Source organism: Brevibacillus panacihumi, from assembly GCF_003710985.1.
Taxonomy (GTDB): Bacteria; Bacillota; Bacilli; order Brevibacillales; family Brevibacillaceae; genus Brevibacillus; species Brevibacillus panacihumi.
Genome location: NZ_RHHT01000038.1, coordinates 34,522 through 47,224, shown reverse-complemented (window position 1 = coordinate 47,224; position 12,703 = coordinate 34,522). Strand labels below are relative to the sequence as shown.

The 12,703-nt window shown below is 47.3% G+C and carries 12 protein-coding genes; 8 read left to right on the top strand and 4 right to left on the bottom strand.

What is annotated here, in order from left to right:
• Positions 1-132: 132 nt before the first annotated feature.
• Both EDM58_RS17685 and EDM58_RS17680 read left to right on the top strand, forming a co-directional pair.
• Positions 133-750 carry a DUF47 domain-containing protein gene (locus tag EDM58_RS17685; RefSeq protein WP_023557244.1) on the top strand — a complete coding sequence of 206 codons (618 nt, stop codon included), beginning with the start codon at positions 133-135 and terminating at the stop codon, positions 748-750.
• Complete coding sequence (locus EDM58_RS17680; protein ID WP_122914491.1) at positions 743-1,762, top strand: inorganic phosphate transporter; 1,020 nt, start codon at positions 743-745, stop codon at positions 1,760-1,762. Before EDM58_RS17685 ends, EDM58_RS17680 begins: the two co-directional genes overlap by 8 nt.
• Before the next feature lie 76 nt (positions 1,763-1,838).
• On the opposite strand, the gene EDM58_RS17675 is transcribed toward EDM58_RS17680, so the two are convergent.
• The 3 genes from EDM58_RS17675 to ligD all read right to left on the bottom strand — a co-directional run bounded on the left by EDM58_RS17675 (position 1,839) and on the right by ligD (position 4,035).
• Positions 1,839-2,081 (bottom strand): hypothetical protein, encoded by a 243-nt coding sequence (locus tag EDM58_RS17675; RefSeq protein ID WP_122914490.1) that lies wholly within the window; start codon positions 2,079-2,081, stop codon positions 1,839-1,841.
• 163 nt (positions 2,082-2,244) lie between these two features.
• Positions 2,245-3,042 (bottom strand): prolipoprotein diacylglyceryl transferase, encoded by a 798-nt coding sequence (gene lgt, locus EDM58_RS17670; RefSeq protein WP_122914489.1) that lies wholly within the window; start codon positions 3,040-3,042, stop codon positions 2,245-2,247.
• Positions 3,043-3,135: 93 nt separating this feature from the next.
• Positions 3,136-4,035 (bottom strand): non-homologous end-joining DNA ligase, encoded by a 900-nt coding sequence (gene ligD / locus EDM58_RS17665; protein ID WP_122914488.1) that lies wholly within the window; start codon positions 4,033-4,035, stop codon positions 3,136-3,138.
• Positions 4,036-4,172: 137 nt separating this feature from the next.
• Between ligD and EDM58_RS17660 the strand changes: the two genes are divergently transcribed.
• The 4 genes from EDM58_RS17660 (at position 4,173) to EDM58_RS17640 (ending at position 9,802) form a co-directional block, all read left to right on the top strand.
• Positions 4,173-5,777 carry a spore germination protein gene (locus EDM58_RS17660; protein ID WP_122914487.1) on the top strand — a complete coding sequence of 535 codons (1,605 nt, stop codon included), beginning with the start codon at positions 4,173-4,175 and terminating at the stop codon, positions 5,775-5,777.
• A complete protein-coding gene (locus EDM58_RS17655) occupies positions 5,770-6,948 on the top strand; it encodes a Ger(x)C family spore germination protein (protein WP_122914486.1) in 1,179 nt (392 codons plus the stop codon). Before EDM58_RS17660 ends, EDM58_RS17655 begins: the two co-directional genes overlap by 8 nt.
• A 248-nt stretch (positions 6,949-7,196) precedes the next feature.
• Positions 7,197-8,549, top strand: coding sequence for a GerAB/ArcD/ProY family transporter (locus EDM58_RS17645; RefSeq protein WP_122914484.1), 1,353 nt, complete (start codon positions 7,197-7,199; stop codon positions 8,547-8,549).
• 176 nt (positions 8,550-8,725) lie between these two features.
• Positions 8,726-9,802 (top strand): acyltransferase, encoded by a 1,077-nt coding sequence (locus EDM58_RS17640; protein ID WP_183187543.1) that lies wholly within the window; start codon positions 8,726-8,728, stop codon positions 9,800-9,802.
• Positions 9,803-9,877: 75 nt separating this feature from the next.
• Here the strand turns inward: EDM58_RS17640 and EDM58_RS17635 are convergent, their stop codons facing one another.
• Entirely contained in the window at positions 9,878-10,816 is a 939-nt protein-coding gene (locus EDM58_RS17635) for an ATP-dependent DNA ligase (RefSeq protein WP_425455627.1), read from the bottom strand.
• 372 nt (positions 10,817-11,188) lie between these two features.
• Between EDM58_RS17635 and EDM58_RS17630 the strand changes: the two genes are divergently transcribed.
• A complete protein-coding gene (locus tag EDM58_RS17630) occupies positions 11,189-11,527 on the top strand; it encodes a DUF1904 family protein (RefSeq protein ID WP_122914482.1) in 339 nt (112 codons plus the stop codon).
• 270 nt (positions 11,528-11,797) lie between these two features.
• A complete protein-coding gene (locus EDM58_RS17625) occupies positions 11,798-12,679 on the top strand; it encodes a cation diffusion facilitator family transporter (protein WP_122914481.1) in 882 nt (293 codons plus the stop codon).
• Positions 12,680-12,703 lie beyond the last annotated feature (24 nt).

Genomic DNA, 12,703 nt, shown 5'->3' with positions numbered 1-12,703 from the left:
GGATTTACAAAAACTTAACAATACCTTAAATAAAAAAATACATATTTCACCTTGTTTTTAAATTTACGTTCACAAGGATGTTCGATATAATCGTCTAGGTGCGATTTTTTCAAAGGAGTGAGTAGGAGACGTATGTTAAAATCAAAAAAGCACATCTTCTTCGATCTGTTTGAACAGCAGATTGCCACGGTGCACAAAGGAACTCATCTGTTTTACGAAATGGTAGGGAACTATCAGGACGTCGAAACAAAGGTAAAGGCAATTAAAGCTGTCGAAAAAGAAGGAGATGAGATCGTTCGGCAAATCATGAACGCATTGAACTCCACGTTTATCACTCCGCTTGAGCGTGAAGATATTCATCAGCTTGCTCATACCATGGACTCGATGATCGATTATATCGATGGCGTAGCGGATCGGATGTATCTCTATCAAGTTCAACAGCCAGATCCCCGTGTTCTGGCACAGGCGAATATTTTGGTGAAATGTTCGGCGAAACTGATTGAGCTGATTCGGACCTTGCGCAAGCTCGATCATCAGGTGGTATCCAAAATCGCTCGCGAGATCAAGGATTTGGAGCATGAATCGGATTCCAACTACCGAAAAATGGTTTCTGATCTGCTGAATGCCCCGAATGCTGATCCGATCGAGGCGATAAAGCTGAAAGAGATCTACGACAAGCTTGAGGACTGTGCTGACTTTGCCGAGGATGTTTCCAACCTGGTAGAAGGGATTGTGTTAAAGAATGCTTGACCTCTCGCCAGACATGATTTTGCTCATTCTCGTTGTCGTCATGGCGCTTAGCTTTGATTTTATCAACGGCTTCCACGATACAGCCAATGCGATTGCAACCTCTGTCTCGACTCGTGCGCTAAGCCCGCGTACAGCGATCATCTTGGCTTCATCTTTTAACTTGATTGGCGCTCTGACCTATACGGGAGTGGCAAAGACGATCGGGGGGAGCATCACCGACCCGTTCAAGCTGGAGAACGGATTGGTCGTGGTCCTGGCAGCATTGATTGCCGCTATTCTCTGGAATATCATCACCTGGTATTTCGGGATTCCGAGTTCTTCTTCACACGCGATTATCGGCGGTGTCGCCGGGGCGGCGGTAGGCGCAGCAGGCTTTGATTCGATTAATGCTGCCGGCTTCTTTGACATTGTACGAGCTTTGATTATTTCGCCGGTCGTTGCTTTCGTTGTCGGTTTTATCGTCATCAAGATCGTCTCATTTATTGTCGCAAACACGGCGTATCATAAAACCAACCGCAATTTCCGCTTTATGCAGGTGCTGTCAGCCTCATGGCAAGCATTCAGCCATGGAGCCAACGACGCGCAAAAAACGATGGGTGTGATTACCCTCGCACTGCTTTCCGGAGGATTTTTGGTTCAGGAGCCAGGAGAATTCGCCATCCCGCTTTGGGTGAAATTTGCCGCGGCCATCGCCATGGCTTTGGGAACCGCATTTGGCGGCTGGCGCATCATCAAAACACTTGGCGGCAAGATCATGAAGATCAAGCCGATCAGCGGTTTCTCAGCTGACTTGTCGTCCGCATTGATTATTACGATCTTTACTGCTTTGAAATTGCCGGTAAGTACCACCCACGTAATCACCTCGTCGATTCTCGGGGTAGGGGCTTCGCAAAAGGTCTCCGCAGTGAAGTGGGGAGTAGCCGGACGAATCGTCGTGACGTGGGTCATTACGCTTCCCATCACAGGATTGCTGGCAGCAGCTTGCTACGTTGTTCTTGACGTCTTCCTGTAAAACAAAAGATAAACGCTTTTCATACGAAAGACACCTTCAGGATCTTTGATTGCTGCAGGTGTCTTTTTCTTTCACGCTATTCAGTACCAGTGAAACGTTCCCACCATCCGGCTCGCGGGCGGATTTCGACCAGCCGTATCGCTGATGTGGGGACGAAATCCAGAGAGCCATCCGGCTTTTCCAGTAAAAGACCACTGGGGCTGTAATCATAGAGTTTGCCTTCTGTATAGGGATTGGATTCGGGTCCAAGCATGCCTGGAGCAAACTGAACGCGCACCTTGCGATTGAGAAATCCTTCTAGCAAAGCATCCTCTGTCATTCTCGATCACTCCTTTCTCGTACTAAGGTCTATGGATCAGTATTCCCTCCATTACAAGTATTCAGACAAGGCAGTGATTAGACATCGACGCGTGGCATACAGGCTGCAACAGCAAAAGGAAATCCGCCTTTCCTTGAGGAAAAGCGGATTTGTAAGCAAGTACCTATTCGACAGAGTTATGGGTGTGTTTGGCTTGCCTGCTCTTCCATCCAAACACGATCAGCAGGATGATACCGATTGCGATCAGAAGCAAGCTGATAAGCTGGGCTACTCGCAAAGTGTCAGCGATGAGCAGACTGTCTGTACGCATTCCTTCAATAAAGAAGCGGCCGATCGAATACAGGATCATGTAGCTGAACAGCACCTGGCCGTCAAATTTCTTCCAAAAGTAGAGCATCAGCAGCAGAATGGCAAATACGAGCAGATTCCACATGGATTCGTATAAAAAAGTCGGATGGTAGTACTGTCCATGGATGTACATCTGGTCGCGAATAAAGGCCGGGAAATGAGACATGAACTGTTCGCTGGCTACATCCCCATGTGCCTCACGATTGATGAAATTCCCCCAACGTCCGATCGCTTGACCCAAAATCACGCTGGGAATCATCGCATCGCCAATGCGCAAGAATGGCAGATTGTGTTTGCGGACATACCAAGCCCCTGCCAGAACCCCGCCAATCAACCCGCCGTGTATCGCCAAACCGCCTTCCCATACGTAAAAGATGCTGAGCAGATTGTCCTTGTACTGATCCCATTCAAATATGACATAGTATGCGCGGGCGCAAATAATGGCTGCAGGAATAATCATTACGACCATATTCAAGACATGGTCTGCATCGATGCCCGACTTCTTGGCATTGTGACGGGCAAGATACGTTCCAAGCAAAAAGGCAAGCCCCATTATGATTCCATACCAGTGGATCTTGATGGGGCCGATTGCAATAGCTACCGGATCAATCATCATTTTTCCTCCTCGACCTGAAAAACATCTGTGGACAGTATAGCACAGATAGAAGGAAGGTTTCCAACAGATTGACCCTGGTTGGCAAGACTTTCAATCCCGCAAAAAAGCGAGGATTGGATCAAGGGAAACTTGACGGGCCGGTGCAGAAATTTCCGCAAACAGATCTCCCACTTGCGCTAGGCGTTGGGGTACGTTGTGAACCGTAAAGTGGGTCGGATGTGCAGTCGGCACTTCCTCCCAGCGCAAGGGGGTAGATACGGTTGCCTGTTCCCTGGCCCGGGTTGAATACGGGGCGGTCAGCGTTTTCCCCCGCCAGTGCTGCAGATAGTCAATATAGAGCTTGGTGCCGCGATTTTTGACGAGCCGTTCAATTGTCAGCATGGCAGGATGCTTCTCCACCAGATAAGAAGCAATGAAATGGCCCACTTTCCGCGTTTGTTCAAACGTATACCGACGTTCAATCGGTATGTAAATTTGCAGTCCGCTGGCCCCTGAGGTTTTCACACAGGACGGCAAGCCGAGTTCATCCAGCAGTTCCTTGAGCAGCAGGGCAGACTCAATCACGACAGAAAAATCCGGAGTAGAAGGATCGAGATCGAACACCAGTTCTGTTGGGATTTCATCGGTCGCCAGATGAAAGGAAACATGAAACTCCAGTGTGGCCTGATTTGCCATCCAGATTAAAGTTGCTTCGTCATTGCACAGCGTGTAGCGGGTGTTCTCCCACTCATGTGTGACAATCCAGTCGGGTGCGTATTCAGGTGTATTTTTTTGATAAAAATGCTTGTCACCGACTCCATGGGGATAGCGGATGACGGTAAGCAGCCGATCACGGGTATAGGCCAGCATCGGCCGGGCAACCTGCAGCAGATACCGAATGTAATCGAGCTTGGTTACACCAGCTTTGGGCCAAAGCGGCTTGTCCGGGCTGCTGATCGCAACCGTATGCCCATTTAACTGCAACTCGTACTGCGGTACGACAAGGCTCATATGACACCTTCTTTTTCAAAAAACAGCTTTTTCTTACGTTGCCCTCTGAGTCAATCCAGGTATGCAGGAAGGGGTGATGCATATTATTCCAGTCGAACAAGCATAATACAGGTAGATTTTGGCTGGTTGGTGAAAAGATGGGTAATTGGACGGAACAGCAAAAGAACCCCTTAACGGACAGATCTCTTGAAGTATGTGATCTGATTGAACTGGAAGGGGTGCCGATCTCGCTTGAGCTGGATGACAATACTAGCTTTTTGGAGCGTATGTTTTCCGACAGCTCTGATTTTGTTTTACGAAAATTTCAGTTAAAAAACAGCGTGCATGCCATCGCCATCTTTGTCGACGGTTTGATCAGTACAAATGATGTAAATGATGCTTTAAAAGCCCTGATGGTTCTTGAGGATGGAAGCGATCAGATCGGAGTCATTGAAGAGGCGTTGCTCCCGGTCTCGCAAATTTCCAGAGTCAAAGACTATAAAGGGCTGCTTCAAGCGGTGTTGTCTGGGGATACGGGCATCATCGTAGAAGGAAATCGGGAAGCGCTCACGCTTGGGATTCGCGGTGCGGATACACGTTCGGTCAATGAACCGGAGGGCGAGGCTGTCGTTCGTGGTCCGCGCGAAGGCTTCATCGAAAATATTCGGACGAATACCTCCATGGTGCGGCGAAAGTTAAAGACTCCTCGATTGAAAATGAAGTCCTTGGTCGTCGGGCGAAAATCAAACACCAACGTCGTCGTTGCTTTCCTGGATGGAGTCGCAAATTCAGAGTTGGTAGATGAAGTAACCCATCGCATCAGTCGGATCGAAATCGATGCCGTACTGGAGAGCGGCTATATCGAATCGTTAATTCAGGACAATGAATATTCTCCGTTTCCGCAAGTGATGTATACCGAACGGCCCGATACGGTGTCCGCCGCGCTGTTGGAGGGGCGTGTCGCCATTTTTGTAGACGGGAGCCCGATGGTACTGCTCGTCCCGACTACCTTTTGGATGATGTTGCAGGCAAGCGAAGACTATTACGAACGTTTTCAAATGGCGACGGTGGTCCGCTGGCTGCGTTATCTGTTTTTACTCATTTCCCTTGTGACGCCCGCGTTGTATGTCGCGGTTACGACGTACCATCAACACATGCTTCCCACTTCGCTGCTGCTGAGCATTGCAGCAGCGCGTGAAGCGATTCCATTTCCCGCCATTGTAGAGGCCTTGATCATGGAGATCGCCTTCGAGGCATTGCGCGAGGCAGGTATTCGTCTCCCCAAGACCGTGGGACAGGCAGTCAGTATTTTGGGGGCGTTGGTAGTCGGCCAGGCAGCCGTTCAGGCAGGGATCGTTTCGGCTCCTATGGTCATCGTCGTGTCGATTACCGGGATTGCTTCCTTTACTGTTCCTCATTTTAACGCAGCCATCTCCATACGATTGCTTCGTTTCCCGTTGATGTTTGCCGCATCACTGCTCGGGATTTATGGCATATTGGTTGGACTGCTGATCATCGTAGGACATATGGCCAGCCTCCGTTCCTTTGGCATACCCTATCTCTCTCCCGTGGCTCCGATGTCAGTCGGTGATCTGAAAGATGTGCTAATCCGAGCTCCGTGGGCGGATTTGAAGGATCGCCCCTCCTTTCTCGGGGTCGAGCAGGCACGAAGGATCGGTGAAGAATTTCTGAAAAAATATCAGCGTGCCGAAGAACAATCGCAGAATAAGGAAGCGAAAGAAAGAGAGCGTCATGATGAATAACAGAAGAAATCGGAAGGGACTAACACGGTTTTGTCTGATTGTCTCTATTGTCAGCATTTTGCTCAGCGGATGTTGGGATCGGCGGGAAGTCAATGATATTGCCATCGTCATCGCGATGTCAGTGGACAAGGAAGAGGACGGCAAGTATCGCCTTGGTGTACAAATTCCGCTTGTTGGCAGTATGGGCTCTCTCTCCGGCGGTGGAGGAGGAACAAGTGGAAATAAAAGCTACTATGTCGATTCTGCTGTAGGGAAAACCTTGCATGAAGCCCGGGCCATTCTGCAAACTCGCATGTCGCGCATCCTGTATTTCGCTCACTATAGAGTCGTCGTCATCGGGAGCGAAGTCGCAAGATCCGGGTTTAGCAAACCGTTCGATATCATTTCAAGGTATCCAGAGAACCGACTGACATCGTATGTGGTGATGACGAAAGGAAAAGCGATCGATCTGCTGAATGCACACCCCCAATTGGAACGTTTTTCCGGCGAATCGATTCGAGAACTGGTAAAAGCAGTTACGATTCCGGTTTCGATCAAGGATATGGCTCAAATGAACATTACTCCCGGACTCGATACGTTCTTGCCTGTATTCGATCCGGTAAATACGCAGCCCAAAGGCGATTCGAAAGAGATCGAAGGAATGGGAATCGCTTTCTTTCGAGGTGACAAGCTGATCAAAACCTATAAGCGTTCTGAGGCTGTCGGAATCCGCTGGTTTCAAAACTACTTCAATCCTTTTTCCCTCGTTGTTGAACTCGGGGATAAGGGGTTCATCAGCGCAATGGTTCTCAAGGGCCATGCAGTAGTTAAGCCACTGATCAAACATGGGCGAATCCATTTCGATATTCACCTATACGCTTCGGTGTTCATGCCTGAAACCATGGCGCCGCTTGATTTTAATGACCAAAGTGCCTTCCGAAAGGTGGAAAGAAGGCTTTCAGAAGAGATCACGAAAAAGGTGGACTTCCTATTGAAGGAGAGTAGGAAACATCGGGTAGACCCGATTGGTTTGGGACTAGTCTTTGCGAAGAGATACCCGAAGTTATGGGAGGACAAGTATAAGAAGAGATGGAACGAAGAGCTTCCTCATATCACCTTTCAAATTCACAGCAACGTCCAAGTCACCAACATCGGACAAACCACAAACAGCTTGATGAAAGAGGGATTATGATGGATAAGGTCTTTCGAATTATATTTGGATGTGTGCTGCTCTTCATGTTTTTCCGGTATCTCCGGAAAAGAAAACGGTGGGAACCATCGCAGAGTAGGATCGTGGGCTTGCTCTATTTGTTGACGTTCCTGATCCTGATAGCTTCCCTGTTTCCTAACGTTCAACTAATGCCGATCAATTACATCAATGACTATTTCTCACCTCAAATGAAAATGTGGGTGAAACAGAGCTAGGAGGAGGTGGGCAGAATGCTTCAAAGGCAAGTGATTAACCATCGACAGGTTGCTTGGTTGGTAGGCGGGGTATTGATGACAGGCGGCATGATTGGTCTCTACCAGTCTATCATTCAGGTAGCCAAAGTAGATGCCTGGTTGTTCCAAATTATCCCTATCATGTATGCCATCCTCATCGCCTACGTCTTATTAGAATTGGGCCATGCCTTTCCAGGGAAAAACCTTTTCGAGATTCTTTTCCTGGTATGCGGAAAATGGGTAGGCGGGTTCATCAACCTGATTTTGCTGCTGTATATATGGATGATCTTGGTCATCGATGTGAAGGGCTTGTCCTATTTCGTAAAGGCAAGCCTATTGCCGCAGACACCGTTGGAAGTCATTCTGCTGGTTTTTATCCTGCTTATGATGTCCTATCGCACTTTGGAGGTAACAGCCCGTGTCAATGAGATCTTTTTTCCTGCGAATGTAATCTCGTCGCTTCTGATGCTCTGTCTTCTTATCAACGAGTACGATGTACAGCGACTTGACCCCATTCTGAGCACTTCGCTAAAGGGAATCTTCTTCGGCAATTACATGACTATGGGGATGTTCGGAGACGTTCTGTTGTTCGGTGCTTTTCTTCCGATGTTCATTCAGCCTCGGCTATTTTTTACAGCAATCAAACACGGGGTCATGATCGTGGGATTTGCCACGGGTCTTATCATGCTTGGCCTCCTTCTGGTAATGGGGCATAGCATTGCAAGTCGTCTAAGTTACCCCGTCCTGGCACTCGTCCAACAAATTCATGTAACTGACTTCCTGGATCGGGTCGACATTTTTCTTCTCAGCATTTGGTTTCCTTCCTTTGCGATCAAGGTCATCGTTGCCTTTCTCGCCCTATTGACGGGGATTGGCAGCTTCGCAGGAGGAACACAGCACAAGCCGTTTATCCCGTCTCTCGGCTTGTTTCTGATCATTACCGCCCTGCTCTCCTTTCCGCAAGTGGAAGATGTAGAAAGGTTCGTCGGTTACAGCTATACCAGTGTAGTTCTCTTCATCCAAGTTCCGCTTCTGCTTTTTCTATGGATCAGAGGGAGGATAGAACGTAGACGAGCAGGCAATCTGAAGAGTGATCTTCCCCATGGAACCCGCTATAACCAATTTTACCGGACGATGGAATGGACCTCCAACCTGTCGATTTTGGGGTGTCTCCTGACGGCCTTGATCGGGAAGTGGTGTTTTGAGCAGTACATGTTTTTATCGCAGTATGTGATAATCATCGTGGTGGTGCTGCTCGTCATCGCACTCGTGACGAGTTATCTGCAGATGCAGACCGTGAATCGATACTTGCACAAGACGGGAAGGAAAAAAATTGGAACGTATACATAGGCTGTCGGCGCGAGTACTGGCGAGCGGTTACATTCCGGTATTCTTGTATGGTTTGCTTGAAGAAAGGATACCGGATCTTCACTCTTGTTATAAAACGCTTGCCGAAAAATGGTAAGATAGTGTAGAACTGAAAGGAGGGGAATGGGATAGAAGCATAGTGAAAAGAGATGGTTGTAATGGAGCAAAGAATCAGAGAGATAGATTATACAAGAGCGATTTGTGCCATGGCGGTCATCGTCATACACGTTTCAGCCGGATATGTGGAATATAGTGATGCGGCATACTATTTGAACCAGACTTCCCGTTTTGCTGTGCCCATGTTTATTATTTTGTCAGGATTCAGTATTTTACTGTCTGATAAAAACAAGTCTCTTTCGGCAGGATCCTTTATAAAAAAGAGATTTGGCAAAATTTTGATTCCATACCTCTTTTGGAGTCTCTTTTATTTTACTTTTGCGAATCGGCATGGCTTTACAACAACCGATCCAAGTTCACTCCTGTCTACTTTAGGAAAACAATTGTACACCGGTACCGCCTATATCCATCTCTATTTTTTAGTCATCATGTTTCAGCTGTACTTCATGTACCCTTTTCTAAAAAAATGGATCGTGGAGAAGCCGATGGTGATGCTCTCTGCTTCCTTTATCATTAGTTTTGGCATGCATCTGATGATTTACCTGCACGCACTGCAGATCGCAGCACTTCCAAGCATTGGCGTACCGTATGTCATTCTATTTCCGGTGTGGATTTTTTATTTCGTTCTGGGGGCTTACATTGCCATAAACAAGGAAACAATTCTGCAGAAAATAAGGGATATGAGCCTTGTCAAATTGTTGCTTGTATGGTTATGCACATGGCTGATTTTGATTATGGAGAGCAACGCTACACAAACCTACACCTCATCCACGAAGCCCAGCATCATGCTGTATACCTTGTTTAGCTTCATCTTTTTCTATAAATGCATGACTTATTTTATGAAAATAGGTTCTAAAGCTTCCGTTATTCTGCAATGGTATTCGGTTCATTCTTTTTTCATTTACTTGATCCATCCTTTTGTACTAAGCGCATTAGCGATCGCTACCCCAAGCATTTGGGCTACCAAAATGGGGTTATGGTTACAGTTACTATGTACCTTTCTATTGTCAACGGCAATTACGCACCTCTGCTCCAGGTTTCGAATGGTTCAAACCATTGGAGGAGTTTATCATAATCCGTCAGAACGAAAAAAGAGACGGGCAACTATGGAAGCATGAAAAGGGATTCGCAGAAGGGAAGAGACCTGACGCAAAAAGTTGACGCCGGCACAATCAGCGTCAACTTTTTTGTGCTTACTCGAAAACACATTGATGGGCAGGAACATCCACAAATCCTTGTATACTTGGTTGTCTTAATGAATGCCCTTCAACCCACTCGGCAAATTTTATCTTGACTGTGAGCTCTGGCTGAAGCCAAAGCGCATTCGCAGTTCGTGGCGGTTTCGTTACAAAAGGCATGTTTTTCTGAACAAGCGGTCTTATGCGTTCTGTAAGGTTGCGCCAGTCGTTTTGGGTGAGTCTTCCTGTCCCGGCATGCCCAATATACCGGAGCTGGTCATCCCGATCGTAAAGGCCAAGCAGAAGTGAATTCACAATGTTGTTCCTCAGCGTCACTCCGCCTACTACAGCGATAATATCCCTGTAATATTTTTTCTTTTGCCAGCGGGAATCTTTTCCGTTAATCAAGTAGGTACTGGCAAGGTCCTTTATTACAATTCCTTCCATTTCCTGGTTTTTAATGACTTCGTACAAAGCTTTTGCGTCAAAGTTCTCCACCAATTGAACATAACCTGTCAGCTGTATGACATCTCGCAACATCTTTTGTCTCTCGGCGAGGGGGGAGGAGGTGACCCATTGATGATTCAAGTACAGAATGTCAAAGATCATGTAAGTGACGGGAATGCTCTTTCTTGCCACATCTATATTGCTCAGCTTCCTTATGCCGTCCCTTTTCATTACCTCATAAAAAGAAGGCTTTCCGTCTCTTAATGCAATAATCTCTCCATCCAGGATGATGGAAGCGGCTGAGCAGTATTCCGAGATGTTGGTCAGCTCCGGATAATGAAAAGTCCGCTCATTGAACTTCCGGTTAAACAGACGAACTTCGTGACCATCATAATAAGTCAATACGCGAACCCCATCCCATTTGACCTGCCCTACCCAGTTCGGGCCTTCCGGAATATGTTCTGTAGAAATAGGTTCAAACGGTACGATTGGTTCCACTTGCAACATTCCTTTTTCACATAGTCTTTTCATCCTTGGCAAGAAATATGAAGAGGAGGGCGCTGCTGATCCTGCCACGTATCATTGACAATCAGGGGTTTCTCACCTATATTGGTCATGCCTAATTTCAAAAGAAGCACACTTTTCCTTACTTTTTGGTTGATTATGTATAATTAAGGAGGGTATACTACAAATAAGAAATGACAAGGTGTCTACATGTTCTTCGTTTCGAATGGGCTATAGCAGGTTGAGTGAATTCTGACAATCGTGGTACGTCCACCACACCTTCGTTTCGTCGGAAATCATTCTCTGCTATGGCCCCTCGACATGTAACGCCTTTGTTTTGCCTTATTAATCCGCTTTGGGAAAGAAGGAATTATCTTGCCTTTTATTCGATTTAAAGGGTTTGAATCCGATTTTCTGCACGGTATTTCTCCCGTCATCAGCGAAGAATTCGCGCGACTTGCTGAAGTAGCGCCAGAAAAAGTGAAGCTGGAATCACTCCAGGTAGAAGCCATAACCAACAGCCCGTTATCGGTTGAAATTTACATGTTTGCAAGGGATCAGGAGAAGCATGATGAGATCGCTTCGATGATCCACCACATTCTTGCAGAACGCGGTTTTCCCCACACACACATCTTTTTTGTTTTGCTATCTCCTTCTCTCTATTATAAAGAAGGTCTTCCATTGCAAAGCATATCTTCATCGAGCGGCAGATAAAGCCAGAAAAAATCCTTCCCGTACATCGTCGGAAGGATTTTCTTTTTTTCAAAGGGAAAAAACGGGTAACCTATAAGGGTGCCACTGGAAAGTGATACTCACGCCAAAAGATTGCTGTCATGCAACATATTTTCCTGCTCCCTATACTCATGAAGGGGACTAAAACTGTTTCTGTAGACCCACATGATTCCAGTCTGTTACGATGAAGGTCGCTACAGAAAACGTGGCTCTTGCCACAAGTAGGTTGGAGTATGCCAGAGGTGATGACGGGTGGATGTGTATACAAATTTAAAGCAAGGAGAACGCGGGGCGTGGATTAGTATTTTTGCGTACGTGTTCTGTTCTATATTAAAAATAGGCGTTGCGATCTTGACTGGCTCCGCTGCCCTGATGGCGGATGGTTTGAACAATACGACGGACGTCGTTGCCTCCGTAGCAGTCCTGATCGGGTTGCGCATTTCCCGCAAACCGCGCGATCGGGATCATCCGTACGGGCATTTTCGGGCAGAGACGATCGCTGCACTTGTCGCTTCCTTTATTATGCTGTACGTAGGGATAGATGTGATTACAGGAGCGATTCCCTCGATGTTCAACCCCGATCCTGTCGCTCCCGGGATGATTGCAGGCTACACGGCATTGGCTACCTCTGTGATCATGTTTGGGGTATACCGCTACAACCTGAAACTAGCACAGAAAATTAACAGCCAGGCGTTGAGGGCTGCAGCGCAGGACAATCGCTCCGATGCCCTGGTGAGTATCGGTACGTTCATCGGGATTGCCGGCGCACAATTTCAATTGCAATGGCTGGACCCTTTGGCAGCAGTCGTCGTCGGAGTCCTCATCATCAAAACGGGGTGGGAAATCTTCCGAGAGACTGTCCACCGCTTGACAGATGGCTTCGAGGAGTCCAAGCTGGAAGATTTGCGCTCTACCATCGCCGACATCAATGGAGTGGAAAGAATCAGCGATATTAAGGCCCGGTACCACGGAAGCAGCGTTCTGGTAGATGTCGTGGTCCACGTCGATCCTGAGCTGAACGTGGTCGAAAGCCATACGATTACCGAAGAAATTGAAGACCGGATGAGACGGGATCATAAGATTTACGATGTACACATCCATATCGAACCAGAACATGATAGGGCCCGAGAATAGAGTCTCGGGCTTTTTTGTGCCTGT